The 19725-nt window shown below is 71.5% G+C and carries 21 protein-coding genes; 7 read left to right on the plus strand and 14 right to left on the minus strand.

Features of this window, described 5'->3' with window-relative positions:
* Positions 1-123 precede the first annotated feature (123 nt).
* The 3 genes from ACIBVP_RS06500 (at position 124) to ACIBVP_RS06510 (ending at position 3639) form a co-directional block, all read left to right on the plus strand.
* On the plus strand, positions 124-1866 hold the full coding sequence (locus ACIBVP_RS06500; RefSeq protein WP_396104976.1) for an ABC transporter ATP-binding protein: 1743 nt from the start codon (positions 124-126) through the stop codon (positions 1864-1866).
* A gap of 241 nt (positions 1867-2107) precedes the next feature.
* Positions 2108-3322 carry an MFS transporter gene (locus ACIBVP_RS06505; RefSeq protein ID WP_396104977.1) on the plus strand — a complete coding sequence of 405 codons (1215 nt, stop codon included), beginning with the start codon at positions 2108-2110 and terminating at the stop codon, positions 3320-3322.
* 179 nt (positions 3323-3501) lie between these two features.
* The gene (locus tag ACIBVP_RS06510) at positions 3502-3639 is read left to right on the plus strand and encodes a hypothetical protein (RefSeq protein WP_396104978.1); all 138 of its coding nucleotides are present in this window, start codon (positions 3502-3504) and stop codon (positions 3637-3639) included.
* Here ACIBVP_RS06510 and ACIBVP_RS06515 read toward each other — a convergent pair.
* Positions 3606-4571 (minus strand): helix-turn-helix transcriptional regulator, encoded by a 966-nt coding sequence (locus ACIBVP_RS06515; RefSeq protein WP_396104979.1) that lies wholly within the window; start codon positions 4569-4571, stop codon positions 3606-3608. The genes ACIBVP_RS06510 and ACIBVP_RS06515 overlap by 34 nt on opposite strands.
* A gap of 97 nt (positions 4572-4668) precedes the next feature.
* Here ACIBVP_RS06515 and ACIBVP_RS06520 point away from each other — a divergent pair, with 97 nt between their 5' ends.
* A complete protein-coding gene (locus tag ACIBVP_RS06520; protein ID WP_396104980.1) occupies positions 4669-5082 on the plus strand; it encodes a VOC family protein in 414 nt (137 codons plus the stop codon).
* On the opposite strand, the gene ACIBVP_RS06525 is transcribed toward ACIBVP_RS06520, so the two are convergent.
* The 5 genes from ACIBVP_RS06525 to ACIBVP_RS06545 form a co-directional block, all read right to left on the minus strand.
* Entirely contained in the window at positions 5079-5948 is an 870-nt protein-coding gene (locus tag ACIBVP_RS06525) for an RNA polymerase sigma-70 factor (RefSeq protein ID WP_396104981.1), read from the minus strand. The two genes, ACIBVP_RS06520 and ACIBVP_RS06525, sit on opposite strands and share 4 nt — an antisense overlap.
* Positions 5945-6538 carry a carboxymuconolactone decarboxylase family protein gene (locus ACIBVP_RS06530; RefSeq protein WP_396104982.1) on the minus strand — a complete coding sequence of 198 codons (594 nt, stop codon included), beginning with the start codon at positions 6536-6538 and terminating at the stop codon, positions 5945-5947. The genes ACIBVP_RS06525 and ACIBVP_RS06530 overlap by 4 nt, the downstream gene beginning before the upstream one ends.
* A 392-nt stretch (positions 6539-6930) precedes the next feature.
* A complete protein-coding gene (locus tag ACIBVP_RS06535) occupies positions 6931-7122 on the minus strand; it encodes a hypothetical protein (protein ID WP_396104983.1) in 192 nt (63 codons plus the stop codon).
* Between the two features lie 91 nt (positions 7123-7213).
* Positions 7214-8938, minus strand: a complete 1725-nt coding sequence (locus tag ACIBVP_RS06540) for a putative bifunctional diguanylate cyclase/phosphodiesterase (protein WP_396104984.1) — start codon at positions 8936-8938, stop codon at positions 7214-7216.
* Between the two features lie 61 nt (positions 8939-8999).
* Positions 9000-9350, minus strand: coding sequence for a hypothetical protein (locus ACIBVP_RS06545; protein WP_396104986.1), 351 nt, complete (start codon positions 9348-9350; stop codon positions 9000-9002).
* Positions 9351-9431: 81 nt separating this feature from the next.
* On the opposite strand from ACIBVP_RS06545, the gene ACIBVP_RS06550 reads away from it, so the two are divergent.
* Complete coding sequence (locus tag ACIBVP_RS06550; protein ID WP_396104987.1) at positions 9432-10214, plus strand: glycerophosphodiester phosphodiesterase; 783 nt, start codon at positions 9432-9434, stop codon at positions 10212-10214.
* Between the two features lie 4 nt (positions 10215-10218).
* Here the strand turns inward: ACIBVP_RS06550 and ACIBVP_RS06555 are convergent, their stop codons facing one another.
* Positions 10219-10926 carry a hypothetical protein gene (locus tag ACIBVP_RS06555; protein WP_396104988.1) on the minus strand — a complete coding sequence of 236 codons (708 nt, stop codon included), beginning with the start codon at positions 10924-10926 and terminating at the stop codon, positions 10219-10221.
* Entirely contained in the window at positions 10916-11578 is a 663-nt protein-coding gene (locus tag ACIBVP_RS06560) for an RNA polymerase sigma factor (RefSeq protein ID WP_396105845.1), read from the minus strand. Before ACIBVP_RS06560 ends, ACIBVP_RS06555 begins: the two co-directional genes overlap by 11 nt.
* Here ACIBVP_RS06560 and ACIBVP_RS06565 point away from each other — a divergent pair.
* A complete protein-coding gene (locus ACIBVP_RS06565; protein ID WP_396104989.1) occupies positions 11553-12248 on the plus strand; it encodes a hypothetical protein in 696 nt (231 codons plus the stop codon). The genes ACIBVP_RS06560 and ACIBVP_RS06565 overlap by 26 nt on opposite strands.
* Here the strand turns inward: ACIBVP_RS06565 and ACIBVP_RS06570 are convergent.
* Positions 12238-12882 (minus strand): transglycosylase family protein, encoded by a 645-nt coding sequence (locus ACIBVP_RS06570; protein WP_396104990.1) that lies wholly within the window; start codon positions 12880-12882, stop codon positions 12238-12240. The genes ACIBVP_RS06565 and ACIBVP_RS06570 overlap by 11 nt on opposite strands.
* Positions 12883-13032: 150 nt before the next feature.
* Between ACIBVP_RS06570 and ACIBVP_RS06575 the strand changes: the two genes are divergently transcribed.
* A complete protein-coding gene (locus tag ACIBVP_RS06575) occupies positions 13033-14463 on the plus strand; it encodes an MFS transporter (RefSeq protein ID WP_396104991.1) in 1431 nt (476 codons plus the stop codon).
* Here ACIBVP_RS06575 and ACIBVP_RS06580 read toward each other — a convergent pair.
* The 5 genes from ACIBVP_RS06580 to ACIBVP_RS06600 form a co-directional block, all read right to left on the minus strand.
* Positions 14460-15077, minus strand: coding sequence for a GyrI-like domain-containing protein (locus ACIBVP_RS06580; protein ID WP_396104992.1), 618 nt, complete (start codon positions 15075-15077; stop codon positions 14460-14462). The two genes, ACIBVP_RS06575 and ACIBVP_RS06580, sit on opposite strands and share 4 nt — an antisense overlap.
* Positions 15074-15589: a PadR family transcriptional regulator gene (locus ACIBVP_RS06585; protein ID WP_396104993.1), complete on the minus strand. Its 516-nt coding sequence runs from the start codon at positions 15587-15589 to the stop codon at positions 15074-15076. The genes ACIBVP_RS06580 and ACIBVP_RS06585 overlap by 4 nt, the downstream gene beginning before the upstream one ends.
* Before the next feature lie 24 nt (positions 15590-15613).
* A complete protein-coding gene (locus ACIBVP_RS06590; protein ID WP_396104994.1) occupies positions 15614-16876 on the minus strand; it encodes a hypothetical protein in 1263 nt (420 codons plus the stop codon).
* A 9-nt stretch (positions 16877-16885) separates the two neighbouring features.
* Positions 16886-18667 (minus strand): BTAD domain-containing putative transcriptional regulator, encoded by a 1782-nt coding sequence (locus ACIBVP_RS06595; protein ID WP_396104995.1) that lies wholly within the window; start codon positions 18665-18667, stop codon positions 16886-16888.
* Between the two features lie 67 nt (positions 18668-18734).
* Positions 18735-19679 (minus strand): NmrA/HSCARG family protein, encoded by a 945-nt coding sequence (locus ACIBVP_RS06600; RefSeq protein WP_396104996.1) that lies wholly within the window; start codon positions 19677-19679, stop codon positions 18735-18737.
* Positions 19680-19725: the final 46 nt, after the last annotated feature.

A 19725-nucleotide genomic window follows, 5' to 3' on the forward strand; every position in this document is an offset into this window, starting at 1 on the left:
TACGTGACCGGCGGAGCTTGCGGAGCGAACAACGTGACCGGCGGAGCTTGCGGAGCGAACAACGTGACCGGCGGAGCTTGCGGAGCGAACAACGTGACCGGCGGAGCTTGCGGAGCGAACAACGTGACTGAGCTGGGACGGCTGCCGGTCGCCGACGCGCGCGGGGTGCGGGCGGCGACGTGGGGCATCGTCCGCGCCGACCCCCGCGCGACGCTGCTGGTCGTTCTCACCACCTGCCTCGCGGCCGCCGCCGGGCTCGGCGCGCCGTGGCTCATCGGCCGGATCGTCAACCAGGTCGAGTCCGGTACGGCTGACCCGTCGACGGTGGACCTGCTGGCGCTCGCCATCGTCGCGTTCGCCGTCGCGCACATGGTCCTGACCCGGTACGCCCGCTACTTCGCCCACCGGTTCGCCGAACGGTCTCTCGCGCGGCTGCGGGAGGAGTTCGTCGACCGGACCCTCGCGTTGCCGACCGCGGTGGTCGAGCGTGCCGGTACAGGTGACCTGATGTCCCGCACGACCGCGGACGTCGCGACCGTCGGCGGCGCGTTGCGGGACGCCGCGCCCGAGGTGTTCGTGGGCACCCTGCAGGCCACGCTCATCTTCGGCGCCATGCTGGTGCTCAGCCCGCCGCTCGCCGCCGTCGCGCTCCTGGGCATCTCGGGACTGTGGTTCGCGAGCCGCTGGTACCTCAGACGCGCCAGGACGGCCTACCTCGCCGAAGGTGCGGCGACCTCGCGGCTGTCCGAGTCGATCGCCGCCACCGTCGAAGGTGCGCGCACGATCGAGGCGTTCGGCCTGCGGGCCCGCCGGACCGCCGACGGCGACGACGCCGTCCGGGACGGTTTCGCCACCAAGGTCCGCACGCTCTACCTGCGCAGCATCCTGTTCCCGATGATCGACTTCTCCAGCGCGGCCGCGATGGTCGTCGTGCTGTTCGCCGGCGGCGCCCTGTACGTCAACGACCTCGTGAGCCTCGGTGCGGTGATCTCGGTCAGCCTGTACGCGATGCAGCTGATCAACCCGATCAACCAGATCCTCATGTGGATGGAGCAGGTGCAACGCAGCGGCGCGTCCCTCGCGCGCCTCAAGGGGGTCGGCGAGGTCGCGCCGGCACCGGTCGGGGCGGGTGTTCCCGTCGACGACCGGCTTGAGGTCACCGGCGTCCGCTACGCCTACAGCGGCGAACGGGACGTGCTGCACGGCGTGGACCTGTCCGTGCGGCCGGGGGAGCGGCTCGCGATCGTCGGCCCGTCCGGTGCCGGGAAGTCCACGCTCGGCCGGCTGCTCGCCGGGGTGGACACCCCAAGAGCGGGGACGATCACGGTCGGCGGCGTGCCGGTCGCGTTGCTCGCCCCGGAGGAGCTGCGGCGGCGAATCGTGCTCGTCACCCAGGAACACCACGTGTTCATCGGCACCGTGCGCGACAACCTCGCGATCGCGGCACCGGACGCAGACGACCACGCGATGCACGCCGCGCTCGCCGCCGTCGACGCGACCTGGGTGCGGGAGCTGCCCGACGGGCTGTCGACCGAGCTGGGCACGAACGCCGTGGCCCTCGACGCGCCGCAGGCACAGCAGCTCGCGCTCGCCAGGGTCGTGCTCGCCGACCCGCACACGGTCATCCTCGACGAGGCCACCGCGTTGCTCGATCCCGCCACCGCCCGGCACGCCGAACGCGCCATGGCCGCCGTCCTGGCCGGCCGCACCGTCATCGCGATCGCCCACCGCCTGCACACCGCGCACTACGCCGACCGCGTGGCCGTCATGGCCGGCGGGCGGATCACCGAACTGGGCACCCACGACGAACTCGTCACCGCCGACGGCGAGTACGCCGCCCTGTGGCGCCACTGGCACGGCGGATGAAACCCGCGTGACGGTCTTGACCACCTGCGGTATCGTCAGTAGTTGATCTTTACCCGACGAGAGGTGAGGACATGGCACACCACCGGATCGCCGGCGGCACGTCCGCCGTGCGGGGACTCCGACACCGGTTCTGACACCAGCTCTGACACCGGTTCTCTGACAGGTCACCGGGCTCCCGGCGACGGCGGACACCACCCGCCATATCGCCATGTCGCCGTGTCTACTTCTCGGGAGTCCCGTCATGTCTCGACACAGTCGAGCGCTCACGCCTGCCTTCACCCGGCACTGGACCGCCGTCGCGGTCACCAACCTCGGCGACGGCGTCCTGCTCGCCGCCGGACCACTCCTCGTCGCCACCATCACCACCGACCCGGTCGCCGTCTCGGCCGCGATGTTCGCCCAGCAACTGCCCTGGCTGCTGTTCGCGCTGACCGGCGGCGCGCTCGCCGACCGGCTGCCGCGCCGCACCCTCGTCGTCGCCGGCAACCTCGTCCGTGCGGCCGCCATGGCCGCGCTGGCCGCCGTGATCGCCGCCGGCACGCCCGCGCTCTGGCAGCTCTACCTCGTCTCGTTCCTCTTCGGCACCATCGAGACCGTCACCGACACCGCCCACAGCGCACTCATCGTCGACAGCGTGCCCGCCGACCGGCTCGGCCGCGCCAACGCCCGCCTCCACGTCACCGCGATGCTCACCAACCAGCTCGCCGGACCACCGCTCGGCGCGCTGCTGTTCGCGATCAGCGTCGCGGTGCCGTTCGGCCTGCACGCCGTCGTGTGCGCGCTGGCGGCGCTGATCGTGCTGCGTGTGCCGGTCGAGCACCGGCCACCGCCCGTGCGGGCCACCCTGCGCGCCGACATCGCCGAGGGCCTGCGCTGGCTCTGGCGCAACGCCGGACTGCGGATCCTCGCGCTGTGCATCTTCGTGATGAACTTCGCCGGCGTCGGCGCCTTCGCCATCTGGGTGCTCTATGGCACCCGGCACCTCGGGCTCACCGACACCCAGTACGGGCTGTTCATCGCCACCGGCGCCGCCGGCGGCATCTGCGGCGCGTGGACATACAACCGACTGGAAACCAGGTTCGGGCAGACCACACTGCTGCGCGCCGGCCTTGTCGTCGAGGCCATGACGTACCTGGCGCTCGCCGTCACCGACAACCCGTGGGTCGCGGGCGCGATCATGACCGTGTTCGGGATGCACGCCGTCGTGTGGGGCTCGGTGTCGGCCACCGCACGCCAGCGCGCCACCCCGTCCGAACTACTCGGCCGCGCGGGCAGCGTCTACCAGCTCGCGTCGGTCGGCGGGTCGGTTCTCGGGGCGCTACTCGGCGGGTTCGTCGCCGACCGGTTCGGGCTGCTCGTCCCGTTCTGGGTCGCGTCCGCCATGGTCGCCGTCATGACCGTGCTCGCGTGGCGGCGTCTCGCCGACGTGCGGGCCGGCCAGCCCGTGCAGCAGTAGCGACGTCACCGTGTCCACGACCTCGTCGTCGCCGTAGGTGGCGTCGCGGTTGGTCATGACGGCGTACCGAGCATGCCGATCAGCGTGCCCATCGCGGCGGCGACGAGGGTCGGGTCTCCGGGCAGCGCCACCGCCACGTGATCACGCAGCTGCACCCGGTCTGAGTTCAGGAGGCAGACATGCAGGTCAGCATTGCCGGGGGAGGGGTCGCGGGCACCGTCTGCGCGATCGCACTGCGCCGCATCAAGCACTTCCACGAGAAGGCCACCAGCTGGCTCTACACCTACGACGTCGGACCGCTGCCCGTGTCCGCGTAGCGCGCCACCAGTTCCGCGCCGAGCCTGGCCAGCTCGGCACGCACCTCGGGGGAGTCCTCGACGTCGAGCATCCCGCCCCACCCCGCGAGCGGCTGGGCGATCATCAGGGGAGTGGGCGCCGCGACCCGGGCCCGCACCCGGCCGTCACCGACCGGGGCCAGCACCTCGCAGTGCCGCCCGAACTGGTCCCGCAACACGAACAGGAACCGCTCCGCGACGAGCACCGTCGCCGACACCAGCGACCTGCGTTGCTCCACCTCGGTCACGACCCGCTCCCACACCGACGACAGGTCGAACCCCCCGGGCCGTTCGAACGTCTCGTCGAGCACCACGGCATCGGCGATACGGTCGACCCGGAACGTACGCTGCCCCCGTTCGGTACCCGCCACCACATACCAGATCTCGTCCTTGTCCACCAAACCCCACGGCGCCACGGTCCGCTCGGCACGCTCCCGGCCACGCGCCGCATACGTGAACCGCACCTTCCTGCGCGACACCACGGCCCCCTGCAACAGTTCCACCACAGGGGAGCGGTCCCTGCTCCGCGCACCCCACCCCGCCGGATCCAGGACCACGGCGTCCGCCGCCGCCTCCGCGTCCGCCCGGAACACCTCCGGCAACGCCCGCACCAGCTTCCGCAGCGCCGCCTTCACCTCCGGGGCCACCGCGGCCGCTGGCCCCACCAACAGGAACAACGCCTGCGCCTCGGCCGCCGTCAACCCCGACAGGTCCGTGCGCGCACCACCGACCAGCGACCAGCCACCCCCGCGACCCGGCTGCGAGTACACCGGGATCCCCGCCGTCGACAACGCCTCCAGGTCCCGCCGCGCGGTCGCGACCGAGACCTCCAGCTCCTCGGCGACCTCCGCGGCCGTCACCCGGCCACGCGACTGCATCAACAAGAGGGTCGCCACCAGACGGTCAGCACGCATGAACGAATTCTGTCGTGGAAAGTGCTCAGTCGGTGAGCACTTTCCACGACAGAGTGGATCCCAACAGCACCAAAGACACCACGAAGGGACCCACACCATGTTCCGCGGCTTCGCCACCATCAGCTACTTCGCCGACGACATGACCGCCGCCGAAGCCTGGTACACCGAACTCCTCGGCGTCCCGCCCTACTTCCGCCGCGACCACGACGGCGCACCCGCCTACCTCGAATACCGGATCGGGGACTACCAGGCAGAACTCGGCCTCATCGACAGCCGCTTCGCACCCCACGACGTCAAGAACGGACCAGCCGGCGTGATCATGAACTGGCACGTCGACGACCTCCAGGGCAGCCTCGACCGCCTCATCGCCATGGGCGCCACCCTCATCGAAGGCATCACCCCACGCGGCGAAGGCTTCGTCACCGCCTCCGTGACCGACCCGTTCGGCAACGTCATCGGCATCATGACCAACCCGCACTACCTGGAAGTCCTCGCCGAGCGCGGCGCCTAACGCGTCAGCACCGCCTCATCGGCCAGCCACGCCAGCTTGTGCGGGTTCCACACCGAGAACAGGCGCGTGACCCGGCCGTTCTCCACGATCACACTGATCGTGCCCGCGACCTCCCCGTCGACCTCGACCCGCACCGCCGGTGCGCCGTTGACCCACACCGGCGCACCGGCGAACGACGCCACCTTCCGCAACCCGGCGGTGAACAACGCCACCAGCTTCTCCGCACCCACGACCGGCCTGCGCGTCGCAGGCACCTGACCGCCACCGTCGGCCACCGCCACCACGTCCGGCGCCAGCACGTCCATCAGCTCCTGCAAGTCACCCGTATTGAGAGCCGCGATGAACCGCGCCACCACCCGCTCCTGCTCGGCGCGCCCGACCTCCATCCGGGGACGCCGGGCAGCGACGTGCTCCCGCGCCCGCCGCGCGATCTGCCGCACCGCCGCCGACTTCTTCCCGACCGCGTCGGCGATCTCGTCGTAGGACAGGTCGAACACCTCACGCAACACGAACACCGCACGCTCGGTCGGCCCCAGCGTCTCCAGCACCGTCAGCATCGCGATCGACACGCTCTCGGCCAGCTCCACATCCTCGGCCACGTCCGGACTCGTCAGCAACGGCTCCGGCAACCACTCACCGACGTAGTCCTCCCGCCGCCGCGACAACGTCCGCAACCGGTTCAACGCCTGCCGCGTCACGATCCGCACCAGGAACGCCCGCGCGTCCCGGACCTCGTCATGGTCGACATCCGCCCACCGCAGCCACGTCTCCTGCACCACGTCCTCGGCATCGGCCGCCGACGACAACATCTCGTAGGCGACCGTGAACAGCAGGCTGCGGTGGGTGACGAACGGGTCCACGGTCATGCCTGCGAGGCTACGGTCGTCGACCGGGTCGCGAGCGGTGGCAGCCCACACGCCGTGGAGAACTCCTGCGACGTGATGCCGAGCGCGATGTTGTTGCGCGCGGCCATGTTCGCCGCGGAGATCCGCGCGGTCAGCTCCACCAGAGCGGGCGCGCCCAGCTCCGCGAGCAGCTCCGCCGACATCTCGTCGGTGACCGCGAGCGGGGTCCGGCACATCGCCTCCGCGTACGCCATCACCTTGCGCTCCAGGGGAGTGAAGACCGCCGACTCGCGCCACCGCGGCACCTCCCGCGCCTTGACCTCGTCCAGCCCCCTGTTGTGGGCCATGAAGTAGCCGAGGTCCAGGCACGCCTCGCAGCCGATCGTGCCGACCGCGGCCATGTGCGCGAACGTCGCCAGGTTCGGGTCGAGGTGCTTCCACTTCTCGGACTTGTGCCCGAAGGACATCATGTCCTTGAACACGGCGGGCTGGTTCCACAGCACGCCGGCGCCGTCGGGCACCTCGCCGAGCATCTTGCGGGACATCCGCTTCACCAACGCCCCGAACAGACCGGTGATCTCCGCCGCCGGAACGCGTGCGCTGCCGCCCATGGTGTCTCCTTCACAGGGTCGTGTCCTGTTCCTCGGACATGGAGACACCGGTGGGGCAGCGCGTGTGACATGACCCCCGACACGTCTTACTTAACATAATGTAGATTATCGAACTTATCGGGAAGGATGCCGGGGAAGGGGTTCAGCCCGCTGTCGTGACGTCCGCAGGCAGCCGTCCGCGTCGCTCAAAATCCCGCAGTCGCCGCCCCGGCGCTCCGGCGTCCTGACTCGTCCAGAGCGAGGATCGAGCCGTCGTCGACTTTTGCGCCTGGCGAGGCCCCGGCGGGCACGACGGCTTCGCCGATTCCCGACCGGTTCAGGTGTCTCCCCTGCTGCTCCCCTGACCTGCACCTATTTTCGTCACGTGACGATATGGTGGGCAGGGTAGGGAGTCACGCCGCCTTCGCGGTGGCGGCCTCGACCAGCACTCGTTCGACCCTCGCGATCAGCGACGCCCGCCGCAGGCACCACACCCGGAACGCGCGCCGGTCCCCGTTGTCCAGGGCGGCGTCGATCTGCGCGTCCGTGTTGACGATGCAGATCTGCAGGCCGCTGATCTCCGCCGAGGCGTTCGACTTGGACATTGGGCATCACCGCCAACCAAAGGGACTCACGGACCCCGACCGGGTCGTCCCTTATGTGTACCGCTGGGCGCTCGAACGCTGGTTGAGTCCGTCAGGTGCTGTTCTGAACATCCATCGGCATGGTCTCGCCCGTGCCCTCGGTGTTCGGCATGACCCGCGGTTTGCGCATCCACGTGCCGTGCGGACGGGCCAGCAGATCCTTGAGCGGTTCCGGCTTGCCGAGGTGGAAACCCTGCGCGACGCGGACGCCGAGGCGGGCGAGCGCGTCGACCTGGCTCGCGCGTTCCACCCACTCCGCGACCACCGACACGCCGAGACCGCGGGCGATGTCGACGATGCCCTGCACCAGCACAGTGTCGCGGCTGCCGTAGTCGATGCCGCGGACGAACTCGCCGTCGATCTTCACGCCGGTGATCGGCAGCTGCTTGAGATGCACGAACGAGCCGAAACCGGCGCCGAAGTCGTCGAGGGAGATGCGGCAGCCGCTCGCGCGCAGCTGCTGGGCGAGGCTGCGGGCCGCGGCCAGGTTGGTGACGGCGGCGGTCTCGGTGATCTCGAACCCGAGCCGTCCGGGCGCGACCCCCGCGGCGGCGAGACGGTCGAGGACGTAGTCGCCGAAGTCGCCGTCCTCCAGGGTGCGGCCGGAGACGTTGACGTTGAACCGCAGGCCCGGGTACGGGTGGGCGACGAGCGCGTCGATGGCGGTGCCCGCGACCCAGCGGTCGATGTCGAGGACGAGGCCGCTGCGTTCGGCGGCGGGCAGGAACTCGCCCGGGCCCAGCCGGGGCTGGCGGCCGTCTTCCAGGCGCAGCAGGAGTTCGTGGCCGACGACGCGGTTGCTGCCGAGCTTGACCATCGGCATGGCGTGCAGTTCCAGGCCGCCGCCGGTGAGCGCGTTGCGGATGCGGTCGAGCACGGTGACACGCAGGGCGGTGTCGGCGTAGTGGCCCTGTTCGTAGACGGTGACGCGGTTGCGGCCCGCGTCCTTGGAGGCGTAGAGGGCGAGGTCGGCGTTGGCGAGCACGGCCTGCCAGCTCTCCCCCGACTGGAACCTGGCCACGCCGGCGCTGACGGTGATGCGGGTGGTGCCGACGCCGCCGGTCACCGGGATCGTGGCGATGGCGTTGCGGAGACGGTCGGCGACGCGGACGGCGGTGGCCTCGTCGGTGTCGGGGAGGACGACGGCGAACTCGTCACCGCCGAGCCTGCCCAGGACGTGTCCCTCGCCGAGACGTTCGCGCAGGACGTTGGCGAGCGTGCACATGACCCGGTCCCCCGCCGGGTGGCCGCGCAGGTCGTTGATGTCCTTGAAGTTGTCGAGGTCGAGCAGCAGCAGCGCGCCTTCGCCGCCGAGCGCGAGCTGGCGTTCGAGCTCCCTGGTGAGGGCGCGGCGGTTGAGCAGGCCGGTGAGCGGGTCCTCGTCGGCCATTCGGACGAGCGCCTTCTGCCATGCGTCGCGTTCTGCCGGATCGACGTCGGTTTCTCGCCAATGGCTGACATCGATCACCCGATAGAGGTAACCCTCGTTGAGCCGGGTGCACCGCACGTCGAGCCAGCGGTGTTCGTCGGTGCCGGTGCTGGTGGACAGGACGACGCTGACAGCGGTGTCGGTGTCGCCGTCGGGGTCGCTCGGGCCGTCCGGTGCGCCGGCGAGCAGTGCGGGCAGGGAGCGGCCGATCGCCTGTTCGGGGGTGAGGGCCAGCAGCTCGGCCATCAGGCGGTTCAACCAGCGCACACGGCATCGCGTGTCCGTCACGGCGAACGCCGTGTCGGCGGCATCCAGCACCTCGTTCAGTGAGGTGCCGTCGCTGTCCATCCGCGTGCCTCGCCGGGGTTGATCGGACAATTGCGCACGAAGCGTAGTCGACTGGGTGGGGTCAGCGCAGCCGCTCGAGCCCATGGGCGTTCTCGACGACCGTCGCGGCGAGGTCGCGCAGCTCGTGCGGGCCCGCGCCGTCGTCCGCCGCGGTCGCCACGTCCTCGGCGGCGCAGCGGAGCTGGAACAGCCGGTCCTGCAGGTCGGCGAGCTCCGCGGCGGACAGCACGACCGCGTCTTCGGGCAGGCCGCCGCGCTGCACCGCGGATCTGCGTTCGTAGGCGCGCTGGCGGCACGACTGGGAGCAGTAGCGGCGTGGCCGGCCGACCTTGCCGTCCTCCGGCAAGCGAAGACCGCACCACCCGCAGTGCCGGACGGCGGTGCGGGACTTGACTCGTTCTGGAGCGATCACCTGACGAACCTCACGTGGCAGACGCTAGCTGGCAAGGGCCCGGCCACCCACGAGCCACGCCGCTGATGCACACTCGACAGTGTGCATGACCACGCTTTTTTCGGCGGCCCGTACCCGCGTGCGTTCGTCCACCGGGGCTGGCACTACGACGACCTGGCCGGCATGGAGAACTCGCTGTCGGCGTTCCGGCGGGCGGTGAGCGAGGGCTACCACTATGTGGAGACCGACGTCCACGCGACGTCCGACGGAGTGGTGGTCGTGCACCACGACGCGGTGCTCGACCGCACGACCGACGGGTGCGGGGCGATCGCGCGGCAGCCGTGGCAGGTCGTGCGTACCGCGAAGATCGGTGGGCGGGAGCCGGTGAGCAGGCTGGAGGACGTGCTGGAGGAGCTGCCGGACGCGTTCTTCAACATCGACGTCAAGGCGTCGCAGGCGGTTCAGCCGCTGATCGACACGCTGCGGCGGACCGACTCCTACCACCGGGTGTGTGTGGCGTCGTTCTCGGAGGCACGGCTGGAGCAGGTGCGCCGATATGCCGGTGAGGAGCTGCTGACGTCGATGGGCACGAAGGCGATCGCGCGGCTGTGGGCGGCGGGCCGGCTGCCCGCGTTCGTGCGGGGCAGGCGCGGGCACCAGCGGATCGCGCAGGTGCCGGTGCGGCAGGGGCGGCTGACGATCGTGGACAAGCGGTTGATCGCGGCGGCGCGGCGGCGTGGTATCGAAGTGCACGTGTGGACGATCGACGAGCCGGACCAGATGAACGAGCTGATCGACCTCGGTGTGGACGGGATCATGACCGACCGGCCGGGTGTGCTGCGGGACGTGCTGCGCACGCGGGGCCTGTGGCCCACCCACGCGTGAGGCCCTAGCGCAGGGACTCGCCGATCGCGATCGCCCGTTCGCGGGTGAGGTCGCCTTCCACGCGGTAGGTGACGCCGTCGCGTTCCCAGATCAGGGTGCTGCCCGCGAGGCGGGCGGACTCGTCGCGCAGGGTGCCGTCGCGGTCGGTGTAGAGGACCGGGTGGGGGCGGTCGACCCAGATGGCGGGGGTGCCGTCGACGGTGACGTGGTGGACGTCGACGGCGTGGGTGAACTTGGTGAACATCGGGGCGAGGCCGCCGTCGAACTGGTCGACGCGCACGCCGCTGAACGCCATGGTCACGACGCGGTCGCCGTCGACCAGGCGGACGGCACCGGGTGGGCCGAGTCCGGTGGGCAGGCGGAGCGGGAAGTCGACGGCGGCGCGGGCCTGGTCGAGGGTGACGTCTCGTTCGTTGGGCAGGGGCGGGTCCAGTGACGGGGTGACCGGGGCGGGCTGGTGCTGGATCTCGACGCCGCCGATGCGCAGGAAGTCGAGGACGGTGGCGCGGACCGCCGGGGACACGACCATGGCGGTCGCGAGCGCGACCACCGCGGCCACGACCGCGGCGAGGACACGGCGCCACCACCGGGTGGGTGCGGGTGTGGCGATGCGGGCCAGGACGGCGTCGGTCACGTCGGGCGGGTCGGGCACGTCCAGGCGGGTGCCGAGCGCGTGCAGGGCGGACTCGAGGGCGTCTCGGTCAGCGGCCACGGGGCACCTCCTCCGCCAGTCGTGACGGCAGGGCGCGGCGCAGCTTGTCCAGGGCGCGGGACAGGCGGGACTTCACCGAGCCGCGTGGCCAGCCCAGCACCTGCGCGGTCTCGGACTCGGACAGGTCGAGGAAGTAGCGGCAGGTCAGCACGAGCCGGTCGCGGTCGGGCATGGCGTTGACGGCGGCGAGCAGGACCGCGTGGGTGTCGGCGGCGACCGCCGACTGTTCCGGTGACGCGGGATCGGCGGTGTCCGGGTGGACCGCCACCCGCAGTTCGAGCGTGGTGCGGCGGCGTGCCGAGCGGCGCAGGTTGTGTGTCTCGTTCGCGACGATCCGCAGCAGCCACGGGCGGAACGCGGCGCCGTCGCGGAACGAGCCGAGCGCGCGGTAGCCCTTCACGAACGCCTCCTGCACCACGTCCTCGGCTTCGTTGCCGGCGCCGAGCAGGTAGGCGGTCCGGTGCGCGAGCGCGCTGTACCGGGCGACCAGCCGCGCGTACGCGTCCTGGTCACCGTCGCGGGCTCGTGCTACTGCCTCGTCCTCGTCCGTCTCGTGCTCCTCGACCGGTCTTTCGTCAGGTGGTACACCGCCGGAACCGGATCGGTTCCACCGGTGTAGTCGGAGTATGAGAACGCGGCGATTCCTCGTGATGACGTTGGCCTTGCTGACGACCGTGCTGGCGACCGGGCTGCTCGCGGCCCCGGCCGCGCGGGCCGGTGGGTGGGAGGAGACCCTGCTCGACCCGCCGCCCGCGCGGATCGAGGCCGGTGTGACCTACACGTTCGGCTACTGGATCCTCCAGCACGGGTCGTATCCGTTCCGGGGTGGCGACCTGGGGCAGACGGCGCTGCGGGCGACCGACGAGAAGGGCACGGTCATCGACTTCCCGGGCACCCCGGCCGCGACCGCGGGCCACTTCTCCGCGGAGGTGGTGTTGCCGCACGACGGCCGGTGGACCATCGGGTCACAGCACGCGGTGATCATGCCCGACCCGCTGGTCGCGACCGTGACGGTGCCGGGGCCGGTGGAGATCGCGCCGAGCATGATGACCTCGCGCGCACCCCACGACTGGGGTCGGGTGCGGCCGTCGTTCCCGCCGTCCTCGCCCGACGCGAACATGGGCGCGCCGGTGGACGGGGTGCCCGAGTCACCGCGTCCGCTGGTCGAGCCGCAGCGGGTGGCGCCACGCAGCCAGGAGACCGTGGTCCCGGCGGACGAGCCGGGCGCCGCGCTTCCGGTGTGGCTGGTCGTCGCGGGCGGCGCCGCGACACTCGGGTTGGCGGCCTGGCTGGTGCGCCGCCACCGGCGCGTCAACGCCTAGGCGGCTTGCCCTGCCACGCCGCCTGCCAGGTCTTCGGGCCGAGCAGGCCGGACGCCTTGATGCCGTTGGCGCGCTGCAAAGCCAATACAGCTGTACGGGTTTCGTCGCGGTAGCAGCCGGTGCCCTGGAAGTCGTAGCCGAAGGCGTTCATCCGCAGCTGGAACGTGCGCAGCGCCGGGTCGCAGTCGCCGTACCGGAAGACCTTGCCCGGCCACGGCGGCATCCCCGCCGGTGGCGTCGAGGCGCCGCCGCCGAGGTAGGCGGACTCGGCGTAGGTGGGGACGCGCTTGCTGCGGGCGTCCCCGTCCTCGCGCAGGCCCAGCGTGCGGGCGCAGGTCCAGGGCTGCCAGCCGCGCATCCGGTACAGGTACAGCGCGCGGAAGTCCTGTTCCGCCGGTGCGGCCTGGTGCGGGAGGCCGCGTCCGCCGACGCTGCGCCAGGTGGGCAGGTCGAACTGGTAGGCGCCGTAGTACTTGCCGCTCGCCGACACGATGTCGTAGCGGCCGCCGGACTCGCAGTGGCGCAGGCGAGCCCAGTCGTCGCCGCCCGGGTCGGCCGAGGCCGTCCGCGCGAGGCCGAGCACGACACCCGCGGCCACGAGGAGTCCGATGAGGACGATCCGTCTACCGCTCATGACCAGCACCGTACGTTTTGGTCACAGAAGTCACAACCGCACCATCAGTCACACCTGTCACGGCACTGTTTCGCATCACCTGTCCCAAGTGGATCACCGGACCGGCCCCTCCCTGTAGGGTCCGCGTGCGACGGCGGGACTGGAGGATGGATGAGCGTGGTGGACGGCAGCCCCGAGACGGTGCCCAGCGCACCGGACCGCAGGCGTGAGCAGCGCGGTTGGGTCTGGTACGACTGGGCGAACTCGGTGTTCCCCACATCGGTCATCACCGTGTTCGGGTCGCTGTACCTGACCGCCGTCGCGGCCGAGGCCGCGCTCGCCGACACGGCCACGAACGGCCCGAACCCGTGCCCCGCCGACGGTGACGGCGGCACCAACAAGCTCGTCGACTGCCAGATCTCCGTGTTCGGCTGGCACTTCCAGGCCGGTTCGCTGTGGGGCTACCTGCTCGCCGCGGCCACGATCATCCAGGTGCTGATCGTGCCGTTGCTCGGCGCCATCGCCGACCGCACGCAGAACAAGAAGCGGATGCTCGCCGTGTCCGCGTTCGGCGGCGCCACCGCGACGCTGCTGATGTCGCTGGTCGCGGGCACGAACTGGCAGCTCGGGGTGATCCTGTTCATCCTCGCCAACATCGGCTACGGCTGTTCGGTCGTCATCTACTACTCGTTCATCCCCGAGATCGCGACCGCCGACGAACGGGACGCCCTGTCCACCCGCGGGTGGGCGTTCGGGTACCTCGGCAGCGGCACCGCGCTGCTGGTGCAGCTCGTCGTGTACCTGATGCACGAGTCACTGGGCCTGACCGAGGGCGGCGCGGCCCGCATCGCGTTCCTGCTGTCGGGGCTGTGGTGGGCGGCGTTCACGATGATCCCGCTGCGCAAGCTCAAGGACCACCAGCGGCCGCACGGGTCCGAACACGGGCCGGGCGGGGTGCTGGTCGGCGGGTTCCGGGAGCTCGGGAACACGCTCAAGCTGGCGCGGGCGTACCCGCTGACGCTGGCGTTCCTCGGCACGTACCTGATCTACACCGACGGCATCGCCACGGTCGCGAACGTGTCGGCGCAGTACGGCTCGGAAGAGCTGAACTTCGACGAGACCGTGCTCATCTCCACCATCCTGATCGTGCAGTTCGTCGCGTTCGTCGGTGGTGTGCTGCACGGTCTCGTGGCCCGCCGCGTCGGCGCGAAACGCACGATCATGATCAGCCTGACGGTGTGGCTGGTCGTGATCGGCGCAGCGTACTTCGTGCAGGCCGGACAGGCGCTCCAGTTCTACCTGCTGGCCGCGGGCATCGGGCTCGTGCTCGGCGGGACGAACGCGTTGTCGCGGTCGCTGTTCAGCCAGATGGTGCCGCCCGGCAAGGAGGCGCAGTACTTCTCCATCTACGAGATCGGCGAGCGCGCCACCTCGTGGATGGGTCCGCTGCTGTTCGCCGCGGTCGCCGGGGCGACGGGGTCCTACCGGCCGGCGATCATCTCGCTGGTGATCTTCTTCTTCGTCGGGCTGGTACTGATGTTCTTCGTCCCGGTCCGCAAGGCCATCCGCGCGGTCGGCAACCCGGAACCCACGATCCTCTAGGGCCGGGGGCTGACCGGCTGGCGGAGCACGGTCTTCAGCTTCTCCGGGGCGGTCCGGCGCGGGTCGCTCAGGTACACCTCGTGGTGGCGGTCCCGTTCCGTGAGGCCGTGCGCCGGGAGGTACTCGGTGTGCAGCTCCGTCATGATCGGGGTCTCGTCGTCGTAGGAGCCGACGTGCAGGACCTGCGCGCACCGGCCCTCGTGCAGCGTCTCGTGCTCCACCAAGGAGATGGCGGGGTCCTTCTTCTTGGCCAGCGCGACCGCCGCGGCCTCCGTGACGTCCTCGGCGGTGACCCAGTCCGGCAGGCTGATCAGCATCCGCCACAGCCACTCGTCCTTCGCGCGGGTCGTGAACACCGCCGGATCCGGTGACCACCACAGCCCTTCCAGCGGGCCGACCACGAAGTCCCTGCCCGCCCGCTTGCCCGTGAACTTCAGCGTGTACGCCACCGCGTACAGCGCCGCCACCGCCCGCGCGTACTGCGGCGCGGTGTTCGGGTTCCCCTTGCCCGATACCGCGATGAACCGTTGCCGCGGCACGTCCACCAGCGCCCACCCGCGGTTCTTCGGCGCGTACAACTCCTTCAGTTCACGTTTCACGTCGTAGCCGCTCACGACAGTTCCTCCCGGTACGCGGCCAGCCACGCCTGCTCGGCGCGCAGCTGGGACAGTGAGTGGTCGAAGATCGCGCGGACGAACGGCGGCGCGTCCCCTGGCACGGCGGCGCGGATCCGCTGCTCGCGTTCGGCGAGGGTCTCGGCGCGGCGGGCCAGCGCGGCACGCAGCCGGGCCGGTGGGATCACCGGCTGGTTGGCCAGGCCGACGAGCAGCGGGGAGAACACCGGCCGCACCTCGGCGATCGCGGCTTCCGCGGCCTCCGCACACACGCGGCGGCCTTCCGGCGTCGGCGCGAACACCTTGCGTGCCCTGCCCCGCGCCGGTTCTCCGGTCGGCTCGATCAGGCCGCGGCCCCGCAGCTTGGTGAGCAGGTAGTAGATCGAGCTGAAGCCGATCTCGGTCCACTCGCGCATGCCGCGCTCGGTGATGACCTCCTCCAACTCGTAGCCGTGGCGCGGTTTCTCCACGAGCAGGCCGAGGAGTGTCAGTTCGGCCGAGGTGAGATCCACCCGGCTATTCTAGCGGTAGAATAATCAGGCGCCCACCAGCAGCGCCGCGTGGCGGGCCGCGACCGGGTCCCGCAACCGCAGCGTCGAACCGTCCGTGAAGTCGACACGCAACCACGGCTTCGGCGGCAGGCTGCGGCCCGCCAGCTCGGCGGTCACGCCCCGGACCCGCGCCACCGGCACGTCCAGCAACGACGTCACCGGCCGCGCCGGCTCCGGGGGCGCGGCCAGCGCCGAGGTCGCCACGACCAGCGTCAACCGTTCCCGGGTCAGCACCAGCCGCGCCGCACCCGCGGCGTGGGCGAGCAGGTCCGCGACCGCGACCGCGTCCCGGTCGGCCCTGTCCGCCTGCGCCCAGAACGCGATGGTCGGATCGTCGAGCCAGCCGTTCGGGCCCTGCGACGTCGCGGCCGGGAGCGGCCAGCGCACCGCGGGCAACCGCAGCGCCGGCATCCGGCCGATCGGGGTGTGCGGGACCCGCAGCTCACGACCGATCCGCGCCCCCACGTAACCGGTGTTCGCCGTCGCCGCCACCAGGATCTCCTCACCGGGCAGCAGCGCCGCGGCCTGCTCCAGCGCCTGCCCGGCCAGGGTGGCGGCCCAGTCACCGCGGGCGCCGGGCCGCAGCGGCGGCGCGCCGTTCGTGAGCCCCAGCGCGTACTCGTACTCGTCCCGGTCGGTCATGCCGACCACGAAGTCCAGACCGGACCCGTCCACCAGCCGGACCCGCAGCACCGGCGCCGTCGCACGGTCGGCCGGGCGCTCCGCCACCTCGAACCCGGCGATCTGCCGCCGGTCGATCTGCGCCAGCGGTTCCATCCTCGGCGGCGTGATCGGCTCCCCCTCGACGTTGCCGCTCCCCCACAGCTTGCGGCGGTCGGCGACCTTCTCCGCGAGGTCCTTGAGGTCCTTGCCCAACTGCACGATCCCGCTGCCCACCCGCGCCGCCCGGGCCAGGAAACCACCGGGTTCGGCACGCGTGTACATGGCGAGCCGCTGCCGGGTCAGCACGTACAGGCGGTGGGGTGCGCCCGTCCACGACGACACCGTCCGCACGTACCGGTGCGCGAGACAGTCCAGCGCCTTGCCCCACACGATCAAGTCAGCTGACCTGTCACAGTCGCGGTCCATGCCCGGAAGGTCGAACTGGTGCTCGTCGGCGTACGCCGCCCACACCGGACCGCCCTCGCCCGGTGCGTCCATCAGCGACCGCGCGACCGTCGCCGGGCCGAGCGGGTCGGCCAGGAACTCCGTCACATCCGCTCGTACCGCACCGAAAGACACCCTCACCAGCACATGTTAAGCGGGCGCGGGCACCCCGCCGTTCTCCGCGCTGTAGAACCGGACCAGACGGGTCAGCGCCGCGTGACAGGCCTCCGGACCGTCGTCCACGTACGCCCTGCCGCGGGCGAAGTGCCGCACCGGCGCGTGGTAGAGGTACCGGTCCACGCCACCGAGTTCGAGCAGGTGGACGTCCACCAGCGACTCCAGCAGCAGCGCCGCCTCCCCCACCGGCAGGTCCAGCACCGCCGCGGCGGCCGGGAGCGTGATGTCCGGGCCGTCGGCCACCGACAGCAGCCGGAACGCCCGCGCCTGCACAGGTGTCAGCTCCTCCAGCGTGGACAGGTACGGCCCCTCGATCGCACCGCACTCCGGCCTCGGCACCGGCGCCCCGGCCGGCGGCCTGCCGATCCGGTCACGGGCCGCGTCCAGCGTCCACTCCGGACGCGACGCGATGCGCCCGCCGATGGCGGCGACGACCTGCGGCAGCCCCGCGGTGTCCGCGATCAGGTCACGGGCCACGTCGGGTTCACGGCGCACCCGGTCACCGACGAGGCGAGCCAGCAGCGCGTGCGACTCCTCCGCACGCAACCCGGACAGGCGCAGCCACCGCACGTACGGGACCCCGTACAGGCGGCGGCGGGCGGTGACCAGCACCGCCGCGCCACCCGCGCCGGGCACAAGATGGCGCAGCTGCTCGGCGTCGCGGGCACCGTCGAGGACGATCAACAACCGGCGCCCGGCCGTCCGGGCCCGCCACAGCGCCGCCCGCTCCGCCCCGGACACGGGCAGGTCCGTGACCCCGAGGTCACGCAGCAGCCCCGGCAGCGGATCGGCGCCCAGGTCGGCGAACAGCCGCCCGTCCGGGAACCGGTCCGCCATGGCGTGCCCGATGTGGACCGCGAGCGCGGTCTTGCCGACCCCGGCGAGCCCCTCGATGCCCACGACCGGGACCTGGCCGCTTGCCGGGGTGAGCGCGGCCGTCACCGTGTCGATCTCCTCGGCGCGGCCCACGAAGTCGGGCAGGTCCGGCGGCAGCCGCGCGGGCGCGGACGGTCGCTCCTGATCAGCCAGCGCGGGGTCGGCGGCCAGGATGCGGCGCTGCATGTCCCGCAGCCCCGGCCCGGGCTCGAGACCCAGCTCGTCGGCCAGCAGACCGCGGATCTCGGTGAAGACCGCCAGCGCGTCGGCCTGGCGGCCCGCGCGGTAGTGGGCGAGCATCGCCAGCTCACGGGGGCGTTCCCGCAACGGGTGCGCGGCGATGACCGCCGCCAGCGCGGCCATCGCCTCCACGTGCCTGCCCGTGTCGATGTCGGCCGCCGCGAGATCCTCGACCGCCGCCAGCCGGAGCTGCGCGAGCCGGGTGCGTTCGACCTCGGCGTACTCACCGTTCACCCCGGCGAGCGGGGTCCCCCGCCACAGCCCGAGCGCGTCGCGCAGGTGGCCCGCCTTCGTGCGCGGGTCCGTGGCTGCGCGGGCGGCGGCGAGGTGGTGGGCGAACTCGGTGACGTCCAGCGCGCCGGTGCGCAGCGCGTACCCGCCGCCCACGGACTCGATGACGTCACCGGGCAGCACACGCCGCAGGCGGGAGACGTAGGAGCGGATCATGCCCGTCGCCGCGGGCGGAGCCGCCGGGCCCCAGAGCGCGCTGATCAGCTGCCCCGGGGTGGCGGCGGCGCCGTCGCGCAGGAGGAGAATGCCCAGGATCGCCCGCTGCCGCGGGGTGCCGAGGTCGACCTCGGTGTCGCCGAGCCACGCGCGGACCGGACCCAGCACCTCGAACCGCAACTCGCCGCCCACCGACGACTCCTCTCCGCAACCAGCACTGGCAGGGAGAACAGCCGGGGCCCGGGTCGGTATTCCGGTGTCAGAACGTGAACCGGGCGCGGTTCTCCGCCAGCCACGTCGCGAAGTCCCTCAGGTGCGGGTGCAGCCGCCGCACCACCTCCGGATCGCGTGCGCCCGCGAAGAACTCCTCGTGCTCGGCGTAGTAGAAGAACATGTTCGCCAGGTCGTCCGCGCCCGGCGCACCCGACGCGCGGATCACGTCCACGTCGATCGGCTCGTACACGACCGGCTCACCGAACTCCTTCGCGAACCGCTCCGCGTACTCCGCGCCGGTCAGGTTCTCCCCCGCCACACTGACCGTCTCGCCCGCCAGGTCGGTGCCGCGGCGCAGGATCGCGTACGCGACACCGCCGATGTCGGCCACGGCGATCCCGGACAGCCTCCGGTCCCGCATCGGCAGGGACAGCCTCAGCGTGCCGTCCGCACCGCGGGCCGGGGCGAAGAAGTCGAGGAACGACTCGAAGTAGAACGTCGTCGACAGGAACGTCGTCGGCACCCCCGACTCGGTGAAGAACCGGTTCGCCTCCGCCTTGCTGTCGAAGTGCGGCACCTTGTACGTGCCCTGCAGCGTCGGCACCCGCTCGTCGTCGAGATCCAGGTGGTCACGGGTGTCCGGCAGCGTCGACCACACCACGTGCGACAACCCCGCCGCCTTCGCCGCGTTCGCCATGTTCCGCGCCTGCGCCTGCTCGCGGCCGGTGTCGTTGTACTCCCAGAACGCGGTGACGAAGAACGCGCCGTACGCGCCGTCCAGTGCCGCCCGGACGCTCTGCTCGTCGTCCAGGTCCGCCGCCACGACCTCGGCGCCACGGGCGGCCAGTTCCTTCGCCGCCGCCGAGGACGGGTCGCGGGTCAGCGCACGGACCGCGAACCCGCCGGCCGGGTCGTCGAGGATGGCACGTGCGACGCCACCGCCCTGCTGACCGGTCGCGCCGACCACCGCGATGACCTTCTTGTCACTCATCGGGACTCCTTCGTTGTCGGGATCTCGGTCCCGATACAAGTCCCGC

The organism is Actinophytocola sp. NPDC049390, from assembly GCF_044466355.1.
In the GTDB taxonomy this organism is placed as follows: domain Bacteria; phylum Actinomycetota; class Actinomycetes; order Mycobacteriales; family Pseudonocardiaceae; genus Actinophytocola.

Coding starts and splice junctions, on each gene's coding strand:
- ACIBVP_RS06520 (WP_396104980.1), top strand. CDS start 4,669: ATGTTCCGCGGCTTCGCCACCATCAGCTACTTCGCCGACGACATGACC.
- ACIBVP_RS06600 (WP_396104996.1), bottom strand. CDS start 19,679: ATGAGTGACAAGAAGGTCATCGCGGTGGTCGGCGCGACCGGTCAGCAG.
- ACIBVP_RS06505 (WP_396104977.1), top strand. CDS start 2,108: ATGTCTCGACACAGTCGAGCGCTCACGCCTGCCTTCACCCGGCACTGG.
- ACIBVP_RS06525 (WP_396104981.1), bottom strand. CDS start 5,948: ATGACCGTGGACCCGTTCGTCACCCACCGCAGCCTGCTGTTCACGGTC.
- ACIBVP_RS06535 (WP_396104983.1), bottom strand. CDS start 7,122: ATGTCCAAGTCGAACGCCTCGGCGGAGATCAGCGGCCTGCAGATCTGC.
- ACIBVP_RS06575 (WP_396104991.1), top strand. CDS start 13,033: ATGAGCGTGGTGGACGGCAGCCCCGAGACGGTGCCCAGCGCACCGGAC.
- ACIBVP_RS06570 (WP_396104990.1), bottom strand. CDS start 12,882: ATGAGCGGTAGACGGATCGTCCTCATCGGACTCCTCGTGGCCGCGGGT.
- ACIBVP_RS06530 (WP_396104982.1), bottom strand. CDS start 6,538: ATGGGCGGCAGCGCACGCGTTCCGGCGGCGGAGATCACCGGTCTGTTC.
- ACIBVP_RS06515 (WP_396104979.1), bottom strand. CDS start 4,571: ATGCGTGCTGACCGTCTGGTGGCGACCCTCTTGTTGATGCAGTCGCGT.
- ACIBVP_RS06540 (WP_396104984.1), bottom strand. CDS start 8,938: ATGGACAGCGACGGCACCTCACTGAACGAGGTGCTGGATGCCGCCGAC.
- ACIBVP_RS06565 (WP_396104989.1), top strand. CDS start 11,553: ATGAGAACGCGGCGATTCCTCGTGATGACGTTGGCCTTGCTGACGACC.
- ACIBVP_RS06510 (WP_396104978.1), top strand. CDS start 3,502: ATGCAGGTCAGCATTGCCGGGGGAGGGGTCGCGGGCACCGTCTGCGCG.